Here is a 23,129-nt window from a genome sequence, read left to right on the forward strand (position 1 = left end):
GAGCGCAACAGCGACCTCACCGGCCTCGACGCGGCAGACCTCGGCCTCCGCCTGCTCATAGCGTGAATGGGCACCGGTTCGAACCGACCCGGGTTACACCTCCTCGTCACCGTCCTCGGGCGTCTGGGGCGCGGAAGGTACGCAGGCCCTGGCCGGGCCGCTGGCGGTGATGTCGAACAGGTAGCGGCCCAGGAAGTTGATGTGCCGGTCCTTGAGCGGGGAGAGCCGGGCGACGTCCTCGTCCTTGAGGCCGTGGCCCTCGGCGCGGAGCTGAGTGTCGGCGGCGTTCAGGTAGCGGGTGTTCCACAGGACGACGGCGTTGAGGACCAGGTCCAGGGCGGCGAGCTGGTCCTCCTGGCCCTCGGGGTACGCCTGGCGGATCTGGCCACGGCCGCCGTGGCAGATCGCGCGGGCGAGGCGGTGGCGAGCGTCCTGCACGGTGAGCTGCCGGTTCATCAGCCGCCGGTAGGTGCCGTCTACCGGGTCGACCAGGGCGAGCAGGACAGTTGCCGAAGACGAGCGGCTTCCCGGCCGCAGCGTCGCCCGCCACCCCGCGCTCGCCGCAAGCCTCCCACAGGGTCCGGAGCCGGCGGAGGCGCGGATCCCGAAGGCGGCACTGGACGCCTTCACCACGGCGCTGAGCGTGCGCACGGCGGCGCTGCGCACCTGGCCCGACGGCGTCGAGTGGATGTACGAGCTGGGCTCGTGGGACGAGCCGCACCTCGAGGTGGCGCTCATGCCTGGCGGTGAAGAGGTGTGGCTGCGGATGTCCACCGACCGCTCCAGCGTCGCGGTGCGGACCATCGAGCAGTGGCTCGCCTTCACACGAGAACTGCCAGGAGCGGCGCCGCCGCCGGACTGAGGCGCGCGTTCGGTCTGGCGACCAGTCCGTATTTCGCGGGTCGCTGCTTCGGCTGGAGACCGTGGTCGGGCAGTGTCGGCACAGGGGGAGACGTCGCCCTGCGTGCGGTTGCGGGAGTTCGATGGGAACTGCACGATGCGACGATGAGTTTCCCGGCCCGGCCGGTCTTCGGGGTTCGTCAGGTGATCAGAAAGTGCGAAGCAGGAGGAGCGATATGAGCCAATTGCTGCGGGTCCAGAACTTCACCGTCTCGAGCGACGGGTTCGGCGCGGGGGAGGGCCAGAGCCTCGAGAAGCCGTTCGGCCATGCCGATCCGGGGAGCTTGCTCGCCTGGGCCTTTGCCACCGACCACCCGCCCATCAGCCGCTCCGAACCCGGCAGCCGAGGTCTGGACGACTACTTCACGCGGGACTACTCCCGCAACATCGGCGCCGAGATCATGGGCCGCAACAAGTTCGGGCCGCAGCGCGGGCCCTGGCAGGACCACGAGTGGCAGGGATGGTGGGGTGACAATCCCCCGTTCCACACGCCGGTGTTCGTCATGACGCACCACAGGCGCCCGTCGTTCACGCTCTCCGACACCACGTTCCACTTCGTCGGCGGCGACCCGGCCGCGGTGCTCGCCCAGGCGAAGGAGGCAGCTCGGGGGCGGGACGTCCGGCTTGGCGGTGGGGCCACGGTCATCCGGCAGTTCCTCGAGGCCGACCTCCTCGACACCTTGCATGTGGCGGTCGCGCCGACGAAGCTCGGCTCCGGGGCCCGGCTGTGGGAGTCCCCCGACGAGCTGCTCGACCGGTTCCACCAGGACGTCGTGCCCAGCCCGAGCGGCGTGACGCACCACCTGTTCTGGCGGAAGTGAGACCGGACCAGCCGACCGACACGGGCTCCGCACCGGCGCCTGCGGGGTGTCCTCACCTCTGTAGTGAGGGCACCCCGCAACTCGGTTCCGCCCGCGGACCCACGCACCCGGAGAACTATCCGACTGCCGGCAGGAGACGCCAAGAGGCCCGCTCCTCACCAGCCGTCGCGATTCGCGCGCGTCTGTGGGCCGGTCACCTTCAGCGGTTGCTGTTCGACGGTGTTCCCGGGGTCCTTCCGGGGCTGAGGCATGGGCACTCGGCGTTGGGATGCCTACGTCGAGCCGGCGGGCCCGGCACGGTGAAGCGTTGCCCCGGTCAGGGCAGGGTGTGGATCCACTTGGTGATGATGTCGGCGTACTGCTGGGCCATCGGTTCGTGCATGGTGTGCGGGGCGTCGAGCGGGGTGAAGGTGACGGGCCGTCCGGTGGATTCGAGCAGGCGGCGGCCACGGCGATGATCAGAAGCGTGACACCCCGGTCGACGGACCCGGCCGGCTGGGGGTAGACCACGGTGCCGTGGGCGGTGGCCTGCGCGGATGCCGTTCCCGCGCCGGGCAGGGTGAATCCCACCCGGGCGCCGGCGGATCCGGTCCCCCGGAGAGTTCGCTCCTGTGCCGGCGAAAACCGGGGCCCCAGTCAGCAGGAGCGTGCTCGTGATGGCTACAGCCATGGCCATGGTGATGGATATCCGGGGGGCCTTGCTGTTCACGCGTGTTTCCTTACTCGCCAGATAGCCGGGGTCCGGCACGCCATCGCTCGGGAGTTGAAGTCCTGTCGCGAAGGGCGGGCCTTCACGCAGTGCACGCCTCACCGCCACACGGCGCGGAGCCTGCTCCGGAGAGCTAACCGCCTGGCCCGTTGATGCCGCCATCCACTAAAAGGCGGCGAACACCCCGCACTATGGCGGGGGCTTACAGACGCCCCCACCCCTGAGTGCTTCGTCGGGCGCGAGCGTGTGCAGGCGGGTGGTGAATGCCCGGAGGAGGTGGGCAGTGCGCCTGTGCCACGTAGTGGGGGCATGGAGGGCGGCTGGTGCGAGGGCGCGAGATCCTCACTGCCGGGGCCTCCCGAGCCCCGAGGACACCGCCGAGCGCCTGCGCCGGCTTCGCGAGCACGCCCAGCTACTGATCCCGGCCGCACGTCAACGCGGCGAGGGATGCCGGAACGGCATACCCACGGCCTACTTCGGCATCCTCACCCTGGGGCTGGTGGCGGATGAACCGATGCCTCAGCACCAGCGGCAAGGCGAGCCTTCCCGAGGCCGCATGGCTCCGGAGCCGGGGCAGGGCTGTGACAGCAGCCCCGCGCCCCGGGCGAAGGAGGAGGACGAGCTGTGAACCGCGCTATCCACCCGCCCCGCTGAGGTAGTGGGCCAGGGCCGGTCCGCCTCGGCCCATTTCGACCAGTTCCAGCAGCAGGCCGTCCGTGGTGCGGTGGTAGAAGACTCCCGGTTCGGTGTCGCCAGCCAGGACGACCGCCGCGGCCTCCAGCGGGGACCCGGCCTCGGTCAGCCGGGCGGACTCCGCCGGTGCGTCCGCGGCCCAGTAGCCGACGTGGTGCAGCCCTGGCGTGGACCAGATGCTGCCGGGGACCAGTTCCAGGAGTTCGAGGTAGGGCGGTCCCTGTGTGGAGAACGTCATCATCGGGCCGTCACCGGTGGGCCGGCCGTCGGTGATCTGGTTCCCGCTGCGGACCGGTGACAGCCAGCGCACGCCGAGCAGGTCGGTCAGTTCGGCCATGGCCCGGTCCAGGTCGGTAACGACTACGCCGAGGTGGTAGTCGGGGACTACGACAGGCATCGTTCTCTCCCTTCTCGCGGTCGGCGGGGCGGTACGAAAACCCCGCTCCCCTCAACAATACGTCCGACCGATCGGACTTTCTTTGTTACGCTGTGATACATGAAGGTCACCCATCGGAGCGTCGACGGCCGCCGACTGCGCGGCGAACGCAGCAGAGCGGCCGCGCTCGACGCCGCCGTCGAGCTGGCCTCCACCGATGGACTGGACGGGCTGACGCTGGGGCACCTCGCCGACCGGCTGGGAGTGAGCAAATCCGGGCTGTTCACCCACTGGCCCGACAAGGAGACCCTCCAGCTGGCGGTGATCGACCGCGCCCGCGGGCAATGGGCCGAGCACGTGGTGCGCCCCGCCCTCGACGGGCGCGGCGGGGTGCGCGCGCTGTGGGCACTGCACGAACAAAGGCTGGACTTCTACGCCAGGCGCGCGCTCCCCGGCGGCTGCTTCTTCGTCGCCGCACAGACCGAATTCGACGACCGGCCGGGCCCGGTCCAGGACAGTCTGCGCACCCAACTCCAGGAATGGGAGGCCTTGTTGGTCTCCCTCATCCAGGATGCGGTCCGGGCAGGCGAACTGCGCCAGGACACCGCACCCGACCTGCTCGCCTACGAATTCGACGCACTCGGCCAGGCCGCCGTCACCCGCTCCCGGCTCCTGGACCGCCAAGCGGTCTTCACCCACGCCCGCACTTCGCTCCTGCTGCGCCTGCGCGGGCTGTGCACCGATCCCGGCCTGCTGCCCAACAGATAGCCCGGTCGGCGCTGCGGGTGCCGCCCAGGAGGTGGGCTCGTGTGCTCAGTCCGGTGAACCCACGTCCGCCGCTCGGGGCCATCGCACGACGGTGTGGACGGAATGTCGGTCGAAGAGTGCCCCTGCGCTCTTCCCCATGGCCCTCGCTGCGGCTTACGCGTTCGCCCGCTTCGCCGCGCCTGACGACAGCCCATTGCTCAGGGGGAAAGTCGTATTCCTCGCAGCGGCACCGTTGATATGCGGGGCTGTGTTGACGGGTTGGTGACCCACGCCGGCGTGGGCTGTGTCCGGCTCTGAGATGTGCGTGACGAAGGAGGATTCACCAGGGGGACGATGGCTGCGGGGTCAGGTACGCGCAGGCCACCGGCAGGTCTCGGCTCGTACTACCTCGCTGGACCAGGGAGTACCCCGGCCTCCGTTGAACGGAGGTCCGGGGTACTCCGGAGAGCGGCTGGCCGGAGTCCAGGATCTCGCCTTCCGGATCTACGGGTCCCGGCACCGGGCTTCACTCCTCTAGAAGAAGCCGAGCTTCTTCGGCGAGTAGCTCACCAGCAGATTCTTCGTCTGCTGATAGTGATCCAGCATCAGCCGATGGTTCTCCCGTCCGATCCCCGACTGCTTGTAGCCGCCGAAGGCGGCGTGCGCCGGGTAGGCGTGGTAGCAGTTGGTCCAGACGCGGCCGGCCTGGATGGCGCGGCCCGCTCGGTAGGCCGTGGTGCCGTCGCGGGTCCAGACGCCGGCGCCCAGGCCGTAGAGGGTGTCGTTGGCCGTGGCGATCGCGTCGTCGAAGTCGGTGAAGGGGGCCACCGCCACCACCGGGCCGAAGATCTCCTCCTGGAAGACCCGCATGTGGTTGTCGCCCTCGAAGATGGTGGGCTGGACGTAGTAGCCGCCCGCGAGTTCGCCGCCGAGGTCGGCGCGGGCGCCGCCGGTGCGGATGCGGGCGCCTTCCTGCCTGCCGATGTCCAGGTAGGAGAGGATCTTCTCCAACTGGTCGTTGGAGGCCTGGGCGCCGATCATCGTGTCGGTGTCCAGCGGGTGGCCCGGGAGGATCCGTTCCGTGCGGGCCGTGGCCGCTTCCAGGAAGGCGGCGTAGTGGCCTCGCTGGATCAGGGCGCGGGAGGGGCAGGTGCAGACCTCGCCCTGGTTGAGGGCGAACATCGTGAAGCCTTCGAGGGCCTTGTCGAGGAAGTCGTCGTCGGCGGCCGAGACGTCGTCGAAGAAGATGTTCGGGCTCTTGCCGCCCAGTTCCAGCGTCACCGGGATGATGTTCTCCGACGCGTACTGCATGATCAGGCGGCCCGTCGTCGTCTCGCCGGTGAAGGAGATCTTCGCGACGCGGGGGCTGGAGGCGAGCGGCTTGCCGGCTTCGACGCCGAAGCCGTTGACGATGTTCACCACGCCCGGTGGCAGCAGGTCGGCCACCAGGTCCAGCCAGACGTGGATCGACGCCGGGGTCTGTTCCGCCGGTTTCAGGACGACGGCGTTGCCCGTGGCCAGGGCCGGCGCCAGTTTCCACGCGGCCATCAGGAGGGGGAAGTTCCAGGGGATGATCTGGGCGACCACGCCGAGCGGCTCGTGGAAGTGGTAGGCGACGGTGTCCTCGTCGATCTGGGAGAGGCCGCCCTCCTGGGCGCGGATCGCGCCGGCGAAGTAGCGGAAGTGGTCGACGGCGAGCGGGATGTCGGCGGCGAGGGCCTCGCTGACCGGCTTGCCGTTCTCCCAGGACTCCGCGACCGCGAGGAGTTCGAGGTTGTCCTCCATCCGGTCGGCTATGCGGTTCAGCAGGAGGGCGCGCTCGGCGGGGGAGGTGCGGCCCCAGGCGGGGGCGGCCGCGTGGGCCGCGTCCAGTGCCCGTTCGACGTCCTCCGCCGTGCCGCGCGCGATCTCCGTGAACGGCTGCCCGTTCACCGGGGTCGGGTTCTCGAAGTACCGGCCCTGCTTGGGCGGGACGTACTCGCCACCGATCCAGTGGTCGTAGCGGGGGCGGTAGGAGACGACCGCCTCGGGGGAGCCGGGGTCGGCGTAGCGGGTCATGGGCTGCCTTCCGGTGTGCTGCCGCCCGCTCCCGACGCGGGCGGCGGTCGGAGGGACGCTAGCGGCGGGAAGGTTGCCCGAACGTTGCTTCCGCGCCGGGCGCGTACGCCTCACGCAGGCGGCGTGCCCGTGCCGCCACCGCACCCCGCTGCGGCGCGCTCCTCGGCATCGCGGCCAGCAGCCGCTCCCACACCTCCAAGTCCTCCTCGCCCCACGGGCTGTCGGCCCACAGCCGGAGCGCGGTCGCGTCCCCGCCGCCCAGGACCGCGCGCCGCAGCCGGTCCTCCAGCAGCCGGCGCAGCCGGCGGATCCCCGGCGCCTCCGACGACGGCAGCAGGGGGCCGTCATAGGCGCGTACGGCCCCGCGCAGGTCACCCGCCGCCAGTTCCCGTTCCACCCGCGCGGCGTCCGTCTCCACCGGCCCGCACAGGCGGTACGGGCGGGACGCGAGCAGCGGGCCCACCAGCCGCCGCAGCCGTGACAGCTCCGCCCGCGGCGTCACCGCGGGCACGGCGCGCTCGCCGTACAGTGCCACCGACAACTGATCGCCCGTCAGGCCGCCGGGGTGCGCGGCCAGCAGGACCAGGATCTCGCTGTGCCGCCGGCCCAGTCGTATGCGTCGCCCGTCCGCCGTCAGCACGGCCTCGTCCCGGCCCAGTGCCGACAGGGCGAGCCCGGGGGCGGGCGACCGCGTCGTCAGCTGCGCCTCGGCGGCCCGTGCCGTCGCCTGGACCAGCGCCAGGCTGTGCGGGGCGGCCAGGTGGTCGCCGCCGGTGATGTCGATCGCCCCGAGCAGCCGCCCGGTGCGCGGGTCGTGCACGGGCGCGGCGGCACAGGTCCACGGCTGGACGAGACGGTTGTAGTGCTCGGTGGCGAAGATCTGTACCGCGTGATCCAGGGCGAGGGCCGTGCCCGGTGCGTTCGTGCCCGCGTGCCGCTCGTCCCAGCGGGCACCGGGGACGAAGTTCATGGCCTCGGCCCGGGTCCGGACGCCCCGGTGCCCCTCCACCCACAGCATCCGGCCCGACGCGTCGCACACCGCGAGCAGATGCCGTCCGTCGTCGGCGATCGAACCGAGCAGCTCACGGACGAGCGGCAGCACGAGCGCCAGCGGATGCGCCTCGCGGTAGCCCGCCAGCTCGGCGTCGGCCAGCTCGACCGGGGCGACGAACTCCGGGCCGGGCAGCGCCGCGGCGGAGCGCCGCCAGGAGTCGGCGACCACCCGGCGGACGTGGCCGCTCAGCGCGCCCCCGGCCGTGAAGCCCTCGTGGGCGGTCCCGACGGCGGCACACCGCTCGGCGGGATCCGCACCCGACACCAACGCCAGCCATGGGTTGACCACGTGGACCCCTCCCGCCCCGCCCCGGCCGTCCGGAAGCCGTCACCGTCGTCGCCGTCCGGAAGCCGTCGCCGTCCCCTCGCGTCCCCTCGCCGTCCGGAGGCCGGCGCCGACCCTACCGCCGTAACGCGCCCCATCCGGTTTCCCGGCGGCCAGAAACGGCGAGAACAAGCCCAGGAGGTACACGCGCCTCACCTCCCGGAGCCCCCCCGGGCACCCCCCAGAGAACACGCCCCGGCGGCACTCCCGAACCACCCCCGGAAATTCGAGCACCCCCACCTGAAGCGGGAGTTACACCCATGCGCAAATTAGTCGCCGACATCGCCGAACGCACCCTCGCCGCCTACGTGACCACCTTCCTCGGCCTCCTCCTGGCCGACGGTTTCGACCTCACGGACATCTCCGCGCTCAAGGCCGCCGCCATCGCCTCGATACCCGCGGCCCTCTCCGTGATCAAGGGGGCCATCGGGGCCCGCCTCGGTGACAGAACCAGCGCCGCCTGGCTGCCGGCCGGTGGTGGCGGGGCCTCCGGCAGACGCTGACGACGGCGGAACCCGGCCGTTCACACGGGGTGTGCGTGACGCACCCGCGCCCACCCCTCGCACACGCTCCCGCGCCCGGCCCGCACCCGCTTGACTCGTTGCTGCGAGTCCCAATGGAGCGACGGGACGGGGCCGCCGGTCACACCCCCCGAGCCGGCGGCCCACCGCCCCGTACCGCCGGGCGGACGGTACGGGGCGGAGCCGTGCGCCCGGGCGGGCGGCTCCCCGGGCGTCATGACGCCCCCCGCCGTCGTCCCGCGCGCGACGGGTGCAACGATGTGCACGTCATGAGTGCAGGGCAGTCCGGACAGGTACCGCGGACGCTGCGAGCCGCCGTGTTCGCAGCGGTCTGTGTGCTGCTCGCTGCCCTGGGGCACGCGGTCATGTCCGGCACGCACGTTCCCTGGTGGGCGGTGGCCGTCGCGCTGTGCGGTACGGGCAGCGGCGCGTGGTTCCTGGCGGGCCGCGAACGCGGTCCGGCGCTGATCACGCTCGCCACCGTGGGCGCGCAGACGGGACTGCACGAGTTCTTCACGCTCGCCCAGAACGTCGCGCGCAACGCCGCCCTCGAAGCGGCCGCCCGCGCGGGCGGCGGCATGACCGGCATGCCGGGGTCCGGGGCGCCGGGATCCGGGGCGTCGATGCCCATGGGCGGTCACTCGATGCCCATGCCCGCGCCCGTGGGGCACTCCATGGGCGGTTCCATGGACCAGATGGCCATGCACACCGGCCACGGTGCCCTCGGCATGTGGTCCGCGCACGTCCTCGTCGCCGTCATCTGCGGCATCTGGCTGTCCGGCGGTGAGCAGGCCGCGTTCCGGCTCGGCCGCACCCTCGGCGCCCGGCTCTTCGCGCCGCTCCTCGTCCTCTTCCTCGACGTACCGCCCCGCTCCCGGCCGCCGCGCGTCCGCGCCGACCGGACGCGCGCCGCGCAGCGCCTGCGGCAGCTGCTGTACGCCCATGTCCTGGTCACACGTGGTCCACCGGCCGGTGTCGCCGTCGGCTGACGGCGACACCTCAGGCCGAACCCACGTCACCGGGCCCGCCGACGCGCAGCCGTCGGGCGCCCGGATCCCCAGGAAGGACCCAGGGCGATGACCCCTGCCCGCACACCGGACGTGCCACGACGGCACGTTCCCCCTTCGGCCGGCCCGGCGCGTGCCGTTGCCCCGGCCGCCTCGACGACCGCCTCAACCGAGGTCGAAGGCCGCCGTCAGCAGCTTGAGCCGACGCGCCCGCTCGTCCCAGCGGCAGCACTCGGCACACCCCAGCAGATGCGAGTCGAGCGTGGCGTCGAAGATGCCCGGAGGCAGCTCCTCACCGTCCACCCGGGCGGATACAGCGGTACGAAAATCAACGCAATGCACCCCGCCATCGTCCCCGGCGGCACCGCCACCCGGCGCACCACCCCCCGCCCGGGGGGCCGCGGTGCGTGACGACGAGACGGTGACCGCGTGGGCGCTGGCCGCGCGCGGCGGTGATTCCGACGCGGTGGAGCGCTTCATCCGCGCCACCCAGAGCGACGTCCGACGGTACGTCGCCCGGCTGAGCAACGACCCGCAGGGCGCGGACGACCTCGTCCAGGAGACGTATCTGCGTGCCCTGCGCGGCCTGCCGCGCTTCGAGGGCCGCTCCTCGGCCCGCACCTGGCTGCTGTCCATCGCCCGCCGTACGGTCGTGGACCGGCTCCGCTTCAACGCGGCCCGCCCCCGGCTGTCGGACACCGACGACTGGCAGGGCGCCGCCGAGCGCACCCAGTCCGCGGAACTGCCCGGCTTCGACGAGGGGGTGGTGCTCTCCCAGCTCCTCGACCGGCTGCCGTACGAGCGGCGCGAGGCGTTCGTCCTGACCCAGTTGCTGGGGCTGCCGTACGCCGAGGCCGCGGCCGTGGCCGGCTGCCCGGTCGGCACGGTGCGCTCCCGCGTGGCACGGGCCCGCGAGGCACTGATCGCCCAGCTGGAGACGGCCGAGCGGGACGCGGCGCGCGCACCGGCCGCGCCCGTCCCGGCGCTCGCCGGGTAGCGGCCCGCGGCGCCCGGCGCGCCGCGTCCACGACACCGCGCGGGCCGCGGACCGCCGGGGTGCCACCCCAGCGGCCCGCGGCCCGCGCGGCCGGTCCCGCTCAGCTCCCCGTCCCCGGGCGGACGACCACGGCCTGGGTCCGAACGGTGCCGCTCTCGCGGAACCGCAGGACGAACGGGACCCGGTCGCCGACGCGCAGCCCGCGCGGCGGTGCGCCGACCATGACGTCCAGGCCGTGCGGGGACATTTCCAGCTTTCCCCGGGCGGGCACGGTCGCGGACCCGGTCATGCCCATGGAGCCCGCGCCGTTCCTGACGACGGTCCGGCTCAGCATCGCCCGGCCGCCCGCCGTCGGGGCCTCGACGCCGATCAGCTCGTCGTCCCGGTCACCGTCGTTGCGCACCCGGAAGAACACCGCGGTGTCGTCGGCGCCGAAGGGAAGCAGCATGCGCCCCTCCTCGACGGTCACGCCCGCGGGCCGTCCCGCCTCGCCGGACGCGGTCCACGCGACCAGCCCCGCGAGGGTCACCGCGCAGGCGATGACAGGCACGAGCGCCGTGAGCGCGGACCCGGCGAGGCGGGGGAGGAGGGGGGAAGGGGCCTTCATCACCTGTCACCTCGTGCATGCGTAGCGGTGGCGGATCCGTCCGTACGGTCCGCGCCGGCGGACGGCAGGTCGGTGCCGGTGCCGGGGCCCGTGCCGGTGCCCGTGCCGGTGTGCCGGGCGCTGTCGGTACCGGTGTCGCCGGTGGCGTGGCGGCCACTGCCGGCGTTGCCGTGTGCGGCGGCGGCCGGGTGTCCCGCGCCGGTGGACGGCAGGTCCGTGCCGGTGCCGGTGCCGGTGCCGGTGCCTGTGCCGGTGCCTGTGCCGGTGTGCCGGGCGCCGTCCGCGCCGGTGGACGGTCGGTCCGTGCCGGTGCCTGCGCGCCGGGCGTCGTCCGCATCCGTGTCGCCGGTGGCGTGACGGTCACCGTTATCGTCGCCGGGTGTGACGGCGGCCGGGCCTCCCGCGTCGTCCGCCCCCACGCGCCGCCGCGCCACCGCGGCCGTCCGTCCGCCCGCTCGTCCGCCCGTCCGGCCCGGCCGTGCCGGTGACGGCTGCCAGCCGCGCAGCCGCAGGCTGTTGCCCACCACCAGCAGTGAACTCACCGACATCGCCGCCGCCGCGACCATGGGGCTCAGCAGCCCGACGACCGCGAGCGGCACCGTGACGAGGTTGTAGCCGAAGGCCCAGACGAGATTGGCCCGTACGGTCACCGACGTGCGCCGGGCCAGCCGGACCGCGTCCGCCAGCGCGCCCATGTCCTCGCGCACGAGCGTCACATCGGCCGCCCCGATGGCCGCGTCGGTGCCGCTGCCCATCGCGATGCCGAGATCCGCGCCGGCCAGCGCCGCCGTGTCGTTGACCCCGTCCCCGATGACGGCGACCCGGTGGCCCCGGGCCCGCAACGAGCGGACGAGCCCGGCCTTGTCCTCGGGAGTGGCCCGGGCATGCACCTCGGTGATGCCCAGCTCGTCCGCGACGGCCCGCGCGGCGGCCGCGCTGTCACCCGTGGCCAGCACGGGCCGCAGCCCCAGCCGCTTGAGGTGGTCGACCGCCCGATAGCTGCCGGGCCGCACGGTGTCCCCGAGGGCGATCACCGCTTCGGCCGTGCCGTTCACCCGTACCAGCACGACGGTCCGGCCGTCCTTCTCGGCGGCGCGCACGGCCGACGCCAGGACGTCCGGCAGACCGCCCTCCGACGAACCGGCACGCGACCCGCCCTTCGCCCCTCGCTTCCTCGCCGGCGCCGAGTCCGGCCGGACCACCTCCACCCGGTGGCCCGCCACGCGGCCCGCCACGCCCACCCCCGCCGTGGCGGTGAACCCCTCCACGGGCGGGAGCGCCACGGCCGGTCCACCGGCCGTGGCCCGCAGCGCGTACGCGTGGACCGCGCGGCCCACCGGATGCTCCGAGCCACCCTCCACCGCCCCCGCGAGCCGGACCGCCGCCTCGGCACCGAGGCCACCGACGCGGGCCGTCACCTCGGTCACCGCCATCGAACCCGTGGTGAGCGTGCCCGTCTTGTCCAGGACGACGGTGTCCACGCGGCGCAGCCCCTCCAGCGCTCGCGGCCCGCTGACGAGAACGCCGAGACCGGCGCCCCGGCCCGTGGCGGCCAGCAGAGCGGTCGGGGTCGCGAGCCCCAGCGCGCAGGGACAGGCCACCACGAGCACGGCCACCGCCGACGTGACCGCCGCCTGCGGATCGGCACCCGCGCCGAGCCAGAAGCCGAGGACGGTGACGGCGACGGCCAGGACCGCCGGGACGAACACACCGGCGACCGCGTCGGCCAGCCGCTGCACCCGGGCCTTGCCCGCCTGCGCGTCCTCCACCAGCCGGGAGATCCGGGCCAGTCGCGTGTCCGCGCCGACCGCCGTGGCCCGCACCTCCAGCAGCCCGCCGGAATTGACGGCACCCCCCACCACGGCGGTGCCGGGCCCCGCCTCGACCGGTGCGCTCTCGCCCGTGATGAGCGACAGATCCAACGCCGAGGCGCCCGCCACGACCACTCCGTCGGTCGCGACGCGCTCACCGGGCCGGACGACGAAGCGGTCACCGACCCGCAGCTCCGCGATCGGCACCCGCCGCTCGGCGCCGTCGGCCTCGCGGACGACGACGTCCTTCGCCGCGAGCGCCGCGAGGGCCCGCAACGCGGACCCCGTGCCGCGTCGCGCCCGGGCCTCCAGCGTGCGGCCGGCCAGGACGAACAGCGGCACGGCGACCACCGCCTCCAGATACACGTCCGCCGTGCCGCCCATCCCCGTGCCCGAGGGCAGCAGGGTGAACGGCATCCGCATCCCCGGCTCCCCGGCACCGCCGAGGAACAGCGCGTACGTCGACCACGAGTACGAGGCGAGCACCCCGAGGGAGACCAGCGTGTCCATGGTGGCGGCGGCGTGCCGCAGCCCGCGCAGCGCCTTCTCGTGGAACGGCCACGCGCCCCACACCGCGACCGGGGTCGCCAGCGCGAAGCACAGCCACTGCCAGTTGCGGAACTGCAGCGCCGGCGCCATCGACAGCACCAGCACCGGAACCGACAGCAGCGCCGTGACCAGCAGCCGGGTGCGGGCGGACGCCGCCGCCCGAGCCGCGTCGTCCGCCTCCGGGGCCGTCCCCGCCGACGCGTTCTCCCGCGCGGCGGGCGGCTCCGGCAGCCGGGCGGTGAAGCCCAGACCCTCCACCACCGCCACGAGTTCCGCGGGTGTCACCGCCGCCGGGTGCGCGACGCGGGCCTTGCCGGTGGCGAGGTTGACGCTCGCGCTCACCCCGTCCAGCCGGCCGAGCTTCTTCTCCACCCGCCCCACGCACGCCGCGCAGGTCATCCCGCCGACGATCAGCTCGGTGGTCGCGTCAGCGACCGGCGCGGGCCCGGTGACGGCCCCGGGCTCCCGGGCCGCCCCGCTCATCGGACCACCCGCACTGCCGGAGCACCCATGTCGTGCATGCCGCCCATGCCGCCGGAGCGGCCCGAGCCGCCGCCCGAACCACCACCGGAGCCCCCGGAGGTGCCCGGATCGCCGCCGGTGCGGTGCATGCCGGGGGCCACGGGGCCGGCCGCCGTCCCGGTCGCGTACGCGACACCGAAGAGGGCGGCCAGCAGCAGGACGAAACCGATCAGGGTTCCGTACGGACTGAGGAGGTGACGTGCTGTCATCGCGGCATCGTGACACGTCGGGCGCCGCGTCCGGCCCCGTGCGGGCCGCCCCCGGCGCGTGAGGATTATCCCTTTCGCACCCGGGAACCAGCGGCCTCCGGCAACCGACTACCCAAGGATCCCGCGCCCCGGTAATGGCCGCCTGGAACCCCGCTCCCGCACGGGTGTGAAGACGCGGGAACTCACCCGCCGCGCCGTACGACTTCCTGGGGGTCCACGACTTCGCGAGGAGAGACCCCGTGCCGCTGCCCGACCCGTTCCCCCTCTACGGACCCGCGTACAAGCGCGACCCCTACCCGCTCTACGAGCGGATGCGGGCCGAGGGGCCCATCCACCGGGTGCTCTTCCCGAGCGGGGTCACCGCCTGGCTCGTCACCGGGCACGCCGCCGCGCAGCGGACCCTCGCCGATACCCGGCTCGGCAAGAACCACGCCCTGGGCAACGACCGCTGGCGCGAACGCGCCTCGATCATGCCCGAGCCGCAGCACTCCCGGCTCCAGGTGCATCTGCTGCACCAGGACCCGCCGAAGCACACCACCATGCGCCGCTATGTGACCGACGCCTTCGCCCCGCGCCGCGTCGAGGAACTGCGGCCCCGCTTCCAGGAGATGGCGGACGCGCTCGTCGACGCGATGCCCGCCGGCACCGACACCGTGGACCTCGTCCGCTGCTTCGCCGCCCGGTTCCCCTTCCAGGTCCTCGCCGAGGTCATCGGACTGCCCCCGCACCTCGCCGGCCGCTTCCGGCGCGAATGGGGCAAGGTCGTGGCACCCGTCGGGCCTCAGGACCCCGGCCGCCCCGCATACGAGGCGCTGCTGCGCGGCCTGCAGGGCTATATCGCCGAGGTCGTCGCGCACAAGCGCGCCGAGCCCGGGGAGGACCTCCTCGGCCGGCTGGTCGCCGCCCGCGACGAGGGCGAACTCACGCCGGAGGAGCTGGACTCCATGGTCTTCCAGCTGCTGGTCGCCGGACAGGAGCCGGTCACCAACCAGATCACCACCGCCCTGGTGGCCCTGACCCGTCACCCCCGGGCACTGGAACGGCTGCGCGCCGAACCGGAGCTGATGCCGCAAGCCGTCGAGGAGCTGCTGCGCCTCGACAGCGCCTTCGAGCTGACCACCTGGCGGTTCCTGGCCGAGGACGCCGATCTGCACGGCACCCGCGTTCCCGCCGGCGACTCCGTGATCGTCTCCCTGTGCGCCGCCAACCGCGACCCCGAACGGTTCCCCGACCCCGACACCCTCGACCTCGACCGCGCCCAGGGCCCGCACCTGGCCTTCGGCCACGGCATCCACTTCTGCCCCGGCGCGGCCCTCGCCCGCATCGAACTCCAGATCGCCCTGGCCACCCTGATACACCGGCTGCCGGGCCTGCGCCTCGCCGTCCCCGACGAGGACCTCGCCTGGATCCCCGCCGTCCTCGGCCGGGGCGTGAGCGAACTGCCCGTCGCCTTCGACCGGCCCGTGTGCCCCCGCCCCCGGGGATGACGCGACCCATGCCGAACAGCACCCTGACCCGGACCCCGGTCGAGACCCGCGTCCTGGAACTCCTCCTGCCCTACCACCGCACGACGGAGCCGGGCCCCCCGGACCCCGCCGCGCACCCTCGACAGCTGGACCAGATACGTCGGTTCACCGAGGCCGACGAGCCGGTCCTGTTCACCCTGCCCGGCTTCCCGTGCAAGTCCCCGAACCCCGCCAAGGTCCTCGGCCACCTCCCCGACGAGGGCGAACGGCTCTCCCTGCGCTTCCTGGACCGGCTGTGCGCCCGCATCGGCGAGGTGTACGCGCCGGGCGCGCGCATGCTCATCTGCTCCGACGGCCATATCTTCGGCGACCTCATCAACGTCCCCGACGCGCACATCGACGCCTACGGGGACGAACTGCGCGCCCTCATCCGCCGGGAGCGGCTGAGCCACCTCGACACCTTCGACCTGCGCCAGGTGCACGGGGAGCTGGACTACGACACCAAGCGCGCCCTCGTCACCGACGCCTACGCGCCCGCCCTGGAGACGTTGCGCGCCCAGGTCCGTACCGACGAGGAGACCGCCCGTCTCTACCGCGGCATCACCCGTTTCCTCGTCGAGGACACCGCGGGCTTCACCGGCACCCGGTCCGCGCTGCAACGCGCCTGCCGGACCCGGGCGTACGGCGTCATCGCCCGCAGCCGCGCCTGGGGCGACCTCATCGCGGACCACCACCCCCGGTCCGTGCGGCTGTCCATCCACCCGCAGCGACCGGGCGCCGCGAAGTTCGGCATCCGGCTGCTGGACGCCGCCGACGCGTGGGCCACCCCGTGGCACACGACGGTGCTGCGTGAGGCCGGGGGCGGGGCGCGGCTGACGCACCGCGCGGACGCGGAACGGCTGGGGCGGCTGGTCCTGCGGGACGGGCGGCCGAGCCACTACGAAGTGCCCCGCTGACGCGCGGTGTCCGCAATCGCCGGACGGGCCTGATGTGGCTGAGCCCAGCCACATCAAGCCCGCCGGCCCCGGGGCGTTCACACGCCGGCGGGCGCCCGGTGGTCGAAGGCGATGAGGGGGTCGCCGGTCAGCGGGTGCTCGACCACGGCCGCCCGGACGCCGAACACCTCCGCCAGCAGCTCCGGCGTCAGGACCTCGCGCGGGGTGCCCGAGGCCACCACCGCCCCGTCGTGCAGGACGTGCAGCCGGTCGCACACCGACGCCGCCGCGTTGAGATCGTGCAGTGCCACCAGTGTCGTACGGCGCTGGGCGCGCAGCAGGGCCAGCAGCTCCACCTGGTGACGTACGTCCAGGTGGTTCGTCGGCTCGTCCAGCACCAGCACCCGCGGGTCCTGGGCGAGCGCCCGCGCCAGCAGCACCCGCTGGCGCTCGCCACCGGACAGCGCCGAGAACCGCCGCCGCCCGGCGCCGGCCATCCCCACCCGCGCCAGCGCCGCCGTCACCTTCTCGGTGTCGGTGCGGTCCTCGCCCGCGAACGCCCGCTTGTAGGGGGTGCGGCCCATCGCGACGATCTCCCGGACCGACAGCTCGAAGTCGCTGCCCCGCTCCTGCGGCAGCGCCGCCACCTGCCGGGCCGACCGCACGGCCGACAGCGACCGGATGTCGGTCCCGTCCAGCAGCACCCGGCCGGCGTGCGGCCGCAGATGCCGGTAGACGGTGCGCAGCACGGTCGACTTGCCGCTGCCGTTCGGCCCGACGAGCCCCGCGATCTCACCGTCCCCGGCGACGAGCCGTACCCCCGAGACGACGGTCCGCCCGGACAACGCCACCTCCAGGTCCTCGATGGCGATCCTCATGGTCGTCCTCCCTCATGCCTTCTCGAGGCGCCGGTCCAGCAGATACAGCAAAGTGGGCGCCCCGATCAGCGCGGTGACCACCCCCACGGGCAGTTCCTGGTCGGGCAGGGCGGTACGGGCCACGAGGTCGACGACGACCAGGAGCACCGCACCGAACAGCGCGGCCACCGGCAGCAGCCGGCGGTGGTCGCCGCCCACCACCATCCGGCACGCGTGCGGCACCATCAGCCCGACGAAGCCGATCGCCCCCGACACCGACACCAGCACGCCCGTGAGCACGCTGGTGACCACGAACAGCTCACGCCGCAGCCGGGTCACCTCCACCCCCAGACTGGCGGCGGTCTCGTCCCCCATCAGCAGTGCGTTGAGCGCCCGGGCCCGTGCGAGCAGCGCCACCAGACCGAGCAGCACCGCCGCCGCGGGCAGGGCGAGCCCGCTCCACTGGGCGCCGCCGAGGGAGCCCATCAGCCAGAACAGCACACCGTGCGTCTGCTGGTCGTCCCCCGCCTGCAACACCAGGTAGTGGGTGAAGCCGGACAGGAACTGTCCGATGCCCACCCCCGCCAGCACCAGCCGCAGCGGCGAGAACCCGCCCCCGCGCCGGGCCATCGCCCACACCAGCGCGAACGAGGCGAGCGCCCCGGCGAACGCCGCCGACGACAACCCCAGCCCCAGCAGCCCGCCCGCGCCGGCCCCCAGCACGATCGCCGCGACCGCGCCCAGCGAGGCCCCGCTGGAGACGCCCAGCAGATACGGGTCGGCGAGCGGATTACGGACCAGGGCCTGGACGGCCGTGCCGACCAGGCCCAGGCCCGCGCCCACCACCGCGGCCAGCAGGGCGCGCGGCACCCGCAGCTGCCACACAATCAGATCCCGGGTACCGGGCACCGGCTCCCCGCCGCCCACCCCGCGGGCCACCGCGGACCACACCTCGCCGAGCGGCACCGGCGACGACCCCAGGCACACGGACGCGGTCAGCGCGAGCAGCAGGGCGGGGGCCAGCACCAGGCAGGCCCAGCGGGCCGCCGCCGCGCCGTGCTCCCGCTCCCGTACGGGCGCTTCCGCTTCCTCCCCGATCGCGGCGGTCGCCGTCATCTACTTCACCCGGTCCGGGTGGACGGTGTGGGCGATCTCCCGCACGGTGTCCGCGCTGCGCACCCCGCCGATCGTGGTCCGCTCGGAGCCGATGCGCAGGAAGTGCCCCTCCTTCACGGCCTTCAGGTCCTTGGTCGCCGGGAAGGTGCGCAGGAAGTCCGCGGCCTCGTCGAAGCCCTTGCGGTTCGCCTCCTCGCTGCCGCGGTCGCGGACGCCGAGCTGGATCCAATCGGGGTTCTTGGCGACGACGCTCTCCCAGTCCACCGGCTTGAAGTCACCGGCGCAGTCGGCGAAGACGTTCCGCGCCCCGGCCATGGTGATCACCGCGTGGGCGACCTGCCGGTTGCACACCGCCATCGGCTGCTTGGTGCCGGCGTCGTAGTCGAAGAAGAAGTACGAGGGCCGCTTCGCCTCGGGCACGTCCTTCAGCGCGTCCCGTACCGCGTCCGTCTTCTTCCGCATGCCGGCGACCAGCTCGGCGGCGCGCGCCGAGGTGCCGGTCACCTTGCCCAGCTCCTCGATGTCGGCCTCCACCCCCGACAGGTCCGTCCGCGCGGCCTTGCCCATCGACGCGCACGCCGTCGACTTCAGATAGACGTGGCGGATCCCGGCGCTCTTGAACTCCTCGGCCGTGGGCGCCATGCCCATCCCGCCCATGTTCTTCATCGAGGAGAAGGAGTCGACGTACAGGTCGGCGCCCGATGCCAGCAGCTTCTCCTTCGGGATCACCTTCCTGCCCAGCACCGGCACCTTCTCGGTGCGATCCGCGAACTGCGGGGGCACCGTGCCCTTGCCCGGCGGGAAGCCCGTCCCGGCCACCTTGTCGCCCGCGCCCAGCCACATCAACAGTTCCAGGGCGGCGGCGTTGCTGGTGACGATCCGCCGGGGTGCCGCGTCGAAGGTCGTCTTCGTCCCGGCGCAGTCGGAGACGCTCACGGGGAAACCGCCCTTGGCGGCGGAGGCGGCACCCGACTCATCGGCCCCCTTCGACCCACCGCCGCCGCAAGCCGTCGCCGACAGGGCCACCGCGGCCAGCACACCGCACCACGCACGAGGGCGCATCAGAAAACTCCAGGAACTCGACGTACCAACGACACGCGCGAACCCGCGCGCGGGGCCACGCCGGTGCGGGCCCGGTCCAGGTAGTCGGCCCGGGTGCCCGCCCGGTTCCCGCGTGTCGCGAAGAAGCCCGTCCCGCGCCGCGCGCCCGTCATACGCTGCGGGAAAGCCACCGGGGGCCGCGGCGCGCGACGCGGCCCCCGGGAGCCGCCGCAGCCCGCCGACTTCAGGAGACCGGGATGACGAACCAATTCGCCGAGATGCCCACCGACTGGCGCCGCGCCCTCGCCATCGTCGCCCACCCCGACGACCTCGAATACGGGGCCTCCGCCGCCGTCGCCACCTGGCTCGACGGCGACCGCACTTGCGTCTATCTGCTGGCCAGCGTCGGCGAGGCGGGCATCGACACCATGCCCCCGGCCGAGGCCGGACCGCTGCGCGAGCGCGAGCAGTGGGCCAGCGCCGCGGCCGTCGGCGTGACGACCGTGGAGTTCCTCGGCCACCGCGACGGCGTCATCGAGTACGGGACGGGGCTGCGCCGTGACTTCGCCGCCGCCATCCGCCGCCACCGCCCCGAACTCGTCCTCACCCTCAACCACCACGACACCTGGGCGGGCGGCGCCTTCTGGAACACCCCCGACCACCGGGCCGTCGGCCGGGCCGCCCTGGACGCCGTCGCCGACGCAGGCAACCGCTGGATCTTCCCCGAACTCGTCGAGGACGGACTGCTGCCCTGGGACGGCGTCCGCTACGTCGCGGTCGCCGGCTCCCCGCACGCGACCCACGCCGTCGACGCGAGCGACGGTTTCGAGCGGGCCGTGCAGTCCCTGCTCGCCCACCGCACCTACATCGAGGCCCTGACCAAGGAGGACCCGGAGACGTACTGCCGCACCTTCCTGGAGGGCAACATGGCGGCCGTCGCCGAGCGGTTCGGGGGACGGCCGGGGGTGGCGTTCGAGCTGTTCCGGCGGTGAACCCCCGGCCGTCGGCTCAGAGCTTGCGGTAGGCGCGGGCGTCGTCCGTCGCCGCGAGGACCGCGGCCAGGTCGCCGCCCGCCGACGCCGTCACCAGGGCGGTCACCGCGCCCTCGACGAAGGGCGCGTCCGCGATGCGTACGTCGGCCCCGGCGGGCAGGCCGCCCTCCCGGTCGGCGAGGAGTGCCTTGACGGTGAGGACCGCGCTGCCCATGTCGCACAGCACCACTACGCCGCCGCCCCGGTCGACGTCCCGCACCGCCCGGCGGACCAGCTCCGCGCTGGTGCCCACGCCCCCGTCGGGCAGCCCGCCGGCGGCCGCGACCGGGGCCGGGTCGCCCGTACCGACCAGGGCCTCGGCGAGCGCCGCCGTCGAGGCGGCCACCTCGCGACTGTGCGAGACCAGCACCACGCCGACGCGGCCGGCCGGCCGCCGCGCCGCCTCCTCGCGCGGTGCCGCGTCCTCCTCCGCGCTCCCCTCCGGCGCCGCCTCGCACAACGCCGGGTCCGTCGCCTCGAACAGGGCGGTGATCAGCATCGCGGAGGACGTGGCGCCCGGGTCCTGGTGCCCGACGCTGCGTTCGCCCAGGTAACTGGCGCGCCCCCGCCGGGCCCGCAGCGGCACCGTCGCCGCCGCCCCTTCCCGGGCGGCCCGTGCCGCCGCGTCCAGCGCGGCTACCACGTCCCCGCCCGCCAGGGCCTCGGCGTAGGCGTCGGCGGCCGGTTGCAGGGCGTCGACCATGGTCTTGTCGCCGGGGGCGGAGTCACCGAGCCGTCGCACGCTCGCGACGGCGGCGGCCAGCGCCCGCCCCAGCGTCTCGGGGGCGACCACGGCGTCCTCGCCCAGCAGCTTGCCCATGCGGCGCAGCACGGTGCCGAACAGCGGGCCCGAAGCGCCGCCGACGGTATTGGTCAGATGGGCGCCCACGGCGGTCAGCAGCGCTCCGGGCGTGGCCCGCGGCTCGGCGGCCGTGACCTCGGCGGCCGAGGTGAAGCCGCGCTTGAGGTTGGCGCCGTGGTCGGCGTCACCGATGGCGGCGTCGAGTTCGGTCAGATACGCGGCCCGCGCGACGACGACCCGTGTGGTGCGGTCCAGGAAGCGGCGGAAGAAGTCCGTGTCGAGCGTGACGGTCATGGGCGGGCTGCTCCTCGTCGCTGTGGGCCGTTGCCCCACCGGGTGCGGGCCGTCCCAGCGTAGGCGCCCTGCGGGCGCGCGTCCTCGAACGCCGGACGGGCTTGGTTTGGGTGAGCCCTTGGCCAACCAGCCCGTCCGGTGATGGAGGACAGTCCTACTTGATGGCCTTGATCAGCTCACCATTGGCCGTGTCGCCGCTCAGCTCCCAGAAGAACGTGCCGCCCAGGCCCTGCTGTTGCTTGTAGTTCATCTTTCCGGCGATCGTCGAGGGAGTGTCGTAGCTCCACCATTCGTTGCCGCATTTGGCGTAGGCCGTGCCGGCGACCGTGCCGTTCGCGGGGCACTTGGACTTGAGGACCCGGTAGTCGTCGATGCCCTGTTCGTACGTGCCCGCCGCCGGGCCCGTGGCCGTGCCGCCGGGGGCGGACTGGGTGACGCCGGTCCAGCCGCGGCCGTAGAAGCCGATGCCCAGCAGGAGCTTCGAGGACGGGACGCCGAGGCCCTTGAGCTTCTGGATTGCGGCGTCGGTGTGGAACCCGGCCTTGGGGATGCCGTTGTACGAGGTCAGCGGCGAGTGCGGGGCGGTGGGGCCCTTGGCGTCCCAGGCGCCGAAGAAGTCGTACGTCATCGGGTTGTACCAGTCGACGTAGCGCGCCGCGCCCGCGTAGTTCGCGGCGTCTATCTTGCCGCCGTCGCTGCCGTCGGCCGTGATGGCGGCGGTGAGCAGGTTCTTCTGGCCGAACTTCGCACGCAGTGCGGCCATCACGTCGCGGAAGGCGTCCCGGCCGCTGGTGTCGCAGGTCAGGCCGCAGGCGTTCGGGTACTCCCAGTCGATGTCGATGCCGTCGAAGACATCGGCCCAGCGCGGGTCCTCCACGAGCTTGTAACAGGACTCGGCGAACGCGGCCGGGTTTTTCGCGGCCTCGCCGAAGCCGCCCGACCAGGTCCAGCCGCCGAAGGACCAGATCACCTTCAGGTTCGGGTGCAGTTTCTTGAGCTTGCGCAGCTGGTTGAAGTTGCCGCGCAGGGCGCCGTTGTCCCAGGTGTCGGCCTTGCCGTCGACGCTGCCGGCCGCGTCGTAGGCCTTGTCGTAGTCGGCGTAGGCGTCACCGATGGCGCACTTGCCGCCGGTGACGTTGCCGAAGGCGTAGTTGATGTGGGTGAGCTTGGCCGCGGAGCCGGAGGTCTCGATGTTCTTGACGTGGTAATTGCGGCCGTAGACACCCCAGTTGGTGAAGTATCCGACGACCTTGGAACCGGCCGTGGTGTCGTCGTCGGCGGGTCCGGCGGCGGCCCGTGCCGGCGGCGCCGTGGTGACTGCGCCCGCTGTGCCGGCGACGGCGGTGCCCGCGAAGAGGGTGGTGGCGAGCATCGCGGTGCCCGCGGCGAAGGCCGCGACCAGGGTGCGGGGCCGGCGGAGGGGGTGGTGTCCGAGCGGTCTGGGCATGGTTCTCCTCGGTGGGGTGGGGAGAGCGGGGGGTGCGTGACCTGCGCCCATGGTTTGACATGGACGCGTTGAACAGTGGGGAAACGGTAGAAGGACTAGACCAGTGTGGTCAATGGTTTGGACCAACCCCGGCAGCGACCCGCATCGGCCCGGACCAAACCGGGGCCGATCCGGGCCCCGAAGTCCTCATGATCGACAGACCCGTGACGGGAGGCAGCCGATCGGGCATACTCCA

General features: G+C 73.4%; 20 protein-coding genes and 3 pseudogenes. 9 read left to right on the top strand and 14 right to left on the bottom strand.

The features are described from left to right. Positions 1-93: 93 nt before the first annotated feature. Positions 94-504 (bottom strand): annotated as a pseudogene (locus tag ACZ6MA_RS31835) (Tn3 family transposase); the annotation flags it as partial. On the opposite strand from ACZ6MA_RS31835, the gene ACZ6MA_RS31840 reads away from it, so the two are divergent. Together ACZ6MA_RS31840 and ACZ6MA_RS31845 are read left to right on the top strand one after the other, a co-directional pair. Next, positions 470-862, top strand: coding sequence for a hypothetical protein (locus ACZ6MA_RS31840; RefSeq protein ID WP_469438146.1), 393 nt, complete (start codon positions 470-472; stop codon positions 860-862). The pseudogene ACZ6MA_RS31835 and the gene ACZ6MA_RS31840 sit on opposite strands and share 35 nt — an antisense overlap. Positions 863-1,076: 214 nt before the next feature. Continuing rightward, the gene (locus ACZ6MA_RS31845; RefSeq protein WP_469438148.1) at positions 1,077-1,721 is read left to right on the top strand and encodes a dihydrofolate reductase family protein; all 645 of its coding nucleotides are present in this window, start codon (positions 1,077-1,079) and stop codon (positions 1,719-1,721) included. Between the two features lie 1,343 nt (positions 1,722-3,064). On the opposite strand, the gene ACZ6MA_RS31850 is transcribed toward ACZ6MA_RS31845, so the two are convergent. Continuing rightward, positions 3,065-3,520, bottom strand: a complete 456-nt coding sequence (locus tag ACZ6MA_RS31850) for a VOC family protein (protein WP_469438150.1) — start codon at positions 3,518-3,520, stop codon at positions 3,065-3,067. A gap of 99 nt (positions 3,521-3,619) precedes the next feature. On the opposite strand from ACZ6MA_RS31850, the gene ACZ6MA_RS31855 reads away from it, so the two are divergent. Then, positions 3,620-4,267 (top strand): TetR/AcrR family transcriptional regulator, encoded by a 648-nt coding sequence (locus ACZ6MA_RS31855; RefSeq protein WP_469438152.1) that lies wholly within the window; start codon positions 3,620-3,622, stop codon positions 4,265-4,267. Between the two features lie 513 nt (positions 4,268-4,780). Here the strand turns inward: ACZ6MA_RS31855 and exaC are convergent. Together exaC and ACZ6MA_RS31865 are read right to left on the bottom strand one after the other, a co-directional pair. Next, complete coding sequence (gene exaC / locus ACZ6MA_RS31860; protein WP_469438154.1) at positions 4,781-6,304, bottom strand: acetaldehyde dehydrogenase ExaC; 1,524 nt, start codon at positions 6,302-6,304, stop codon at positions 4,781-4,783. A gap of 58 nt (positions 6,305-6,362) precedes the next feature. Continuing rightward, complete coding sequence (locus tag ACZ6MA_RS31865; protein ID WP_469438156.1) at positions 6,363-7,646, bottom strand: GAF domain-containing protein; 1,284 nt, start codon at positions 7,644-7,646, stop codon at positions 6,363-6,365. A gap of 296 nt (positions 7,647-7,942) precedes the next feature. On the opposite strand from ACZ6MA_RS31865, the gene ACZ6MA_RS31870 reads away from it, so the two are divergent. Together ACZ6MA_RS31870 and ACZ6MA_RS31875 are read left to right on the top strand one after the other, a co-directional pair. Then, on the top strand, positions 7,943-8,185 hold the full coding sequence (locus ACZ6MA_RS31870) for a holin (RefSeq protein ID WP_469438157.1): 243 nt from the start codon (positions 7,943-7,945) through the stop codon (positions 8,183-8,185). 287 nt (positions 8,186-8,472) lie between these two features. Then, entirely contained in the window at positions 8,473-9,192 is a 720-nt protein-coding gene (locus ACZ6MA_RS31875) for a hypothetical protein (RefSeq protein ID WP_469438159.1), read from the top strand. Between the two features lie 183 nt (positions 9,193-9,375). Here the strand turns inward: ACZ6MA_RS31875 and ACZ6MA_RS31880 are convergent, their stop codons facing one another. Then, positions 9,376-9,513 (bottom strand): zf-HC2 domain-containing protein, encoded by a 138-nt coding sequence (locus ACZ6MA_RS31880; protein WP_469438160.1) that lies wholly within the window; start codon positions 9,511-9,513, stop codon positions 9,376-9,378. 100 nt (positions 9,514-9,613) lie between these two features. On the opposite strand from ACZ6MA_RS31880, the gene ACZ6MA_RS31885 reads away from it, so the two are divergent. Beyond that, entirely contained in the window at positions 9,614-10,207 is a 594-nt protein-coding gene (locus ACZ6MA_RS31885) for a sigma-70 family RNA polymerase sigma factor (protein WP_469438162.1), read from the top strand. A gap of 100 nt (positions 10,208-10,307) precedes the next feature. On the opposite strand, the gene ACZ6MA_RS31890 is transcribed toward ACZ6MA_RS31885, so the two are convergent. From ACZ6MA_RS31890 to ACZ6MA_RS31900, 3 genes and pseudogenes are all read right to left on the bottom strand, one after another. Then, entirely contained in the window at positions 10,308-10,814 is a 507-nt protein-coding gene (locus tag ACZ6MA_RS31890) for a copper chaperone PCu(A)C (protein WP_469438164.1), read from the bottom strand. Positions 10,815-11,257: 443 nt separating this feature from the next. After that, positions 11,258-13,657: pseudogene (locus ACZ6MA_RS31895) on the bottom strand (heavy metal translocating P-type ATPase); the annotation flags it as partial. Further along, positions 13,654-13,905: a hypothetical protein gene (locus tag ACZ6MA_RS31900; RefSeq protein WP_469438166.1), complete on the bottom strand. Its 252-nt coding sequence runs from the start codon at positions 13,903-13,905 to the stop codon at positions 13,654-13,656. The gene ACZ6MA_RS31900 and the pseudogene ACZ6MA_RS31895, both read right to left, overlap by 4 nt. Before the next feature lie 239 nt (positions 13,906-14,144). On the opposite strand from ACZ6MA_RS31900, the gene ACZ6MA_RS31905 reads away from it, so the two are divergent. Continuing rightward, positions 14,145-15,392, top strand: a complete 1,248-nt coding sequence (locus ACZ6MA_RS31905) for a cytochrome P450 family protein (RefSeq protein WP_469438167.1) — start codon at positions 14,145-14,147, stop codon at positions 15,390-15,392. An 8-nt stretch (positions 15,393-15,400) separates the two neighbouring features. Next, positions 15,401-16,327: an L-tyrosine/L-tryptophan isonitrile synthase family protein gene (locus tag ACZ6MA_RS31910; RefSeq protein ID WP_469438169.1), complete on the top strand. Its 927-nt coding sequence runs from the start codon at positions 15,401-15,403 to the stop codon at positions 16,325-16,327. Positions 16,328-16,404: 77 nt separating this feature from the next. Here ACZ6MA_RS31910 and ACZ6MA_RS31915 read toward each other — a convergent pair whose 3' ends face one another. Genes ACZ6MA_RS31915 through ACZ6MA_RS31925 form a run of 3 tightly spaced genes read right to left on the bottom strand, consistent with a single transcriptional unit; the run spans position 16,405 to position 19,341 of the window. Then, on the bottom strand, positions 16,405-17,184 hold the full coding sequence (locus ACZ6MA_RS31915; protein ID WP_469438171.1) for an ABC transporter ATP-binding protein: 780 nt from the start codon (positions 17,182-17,184) through the stop codon (positions 16,405-16,407). Between the two features lie 12 nt (positions 17,185-17,196). Then, positions 17,197-18,279: a FecCD family ABC transporter permease gene (locus ACZ6MA_RS31920; protein WP_469438173.1), complete on the bottom strand. Its 1,083-nt coding sequence runs from the start codon at positions 18,277-18,279 to the stop codon at positions 17,197-17,199. After that, positions 18,280-19,341, bottom strand: a complete 1,062-nt coding sequence (locus ACZ6MA_RS31925) for an ABC transporter substrate-binding protein (RefSeq protein ID WP_469438174.1) — start codon at positions 19,339-19,341, stop codon at positions 18,280-18,282. A 236-nt stretch (positions 19,342-19,577) separates the two neighbouring features. Here ACZ6MA_RS31925 and ACZ6MA_RS31930 point away from each other — a divergent pair, with 236 nt between their 5' ends. Then, on the top strand, positions 19,578-20,312 hold the full coding sequence (locus tag ACZ6MA_RS31930) for a PIG-L deacetylase family protein (RefSeq protein ID WP_469438176.1): 735 nt from the start codon (positions 19,578-19,580) through the stop codon (positions 20,310-20,312). A gap of 16 nt (positions 20,313-20,328) precedes the next feature. On the opposite strand, the gene ACZ6MA_RS31935 is transcribed toward ACZ6MA_RS31930, so the two are convergent. The 3 genes and pseudogenes from ACZ6MA_RS31935 to ACZ6MA_RS31945 all read right to left on the bottom strand — a co-directional run bounded on the left by ACZ6MA_RS31935 (position 20,329) and on the right by ACZ6MA_RS31945 (position 22,894). After that, on the bottom strand, positions 20,329-20,724 hold the full coding sequence (locus tag ACZ6MA_RS31935; protein WP_469438265.1) for a PTS-dependent dihydroxyacetone kinase phosphotransferase subunit DhaM: 396 nt from the start codon (positions 20,722-20,724) through the stop codon (positions 20,329-20,331). 87 nt (positions 20,725-20,811) lie between these two features. Beyond that, a pseudogene (dhaL, locus tag ACZ6MA_RS31940) lies at positions 20,812-21,447 on the bottom strand (dihydroxyacetone kinase subunit DhaL); the annotation flags it as partial. A 154-nt stretch (positions 21,448-21,601) separates the two neighbouring features. Then, positions 21,602-22,894: a glycoside hydrolase family 18 protein gene (locus ACZ6MA_RS31945; RefSeq protein ID WP_469438178.1), complete on the bottom strand. Its 1,293-nt coding sequence runs from the start codon at positions 22,892-22,894 to the stop codon at positions 21,602-21,604. Positions 22,895-23,129 lie beyond the last annotated feature (235 nt).

Source organism: Streptomyces sp. NPDC042259 (assembly GCF_055582085.1).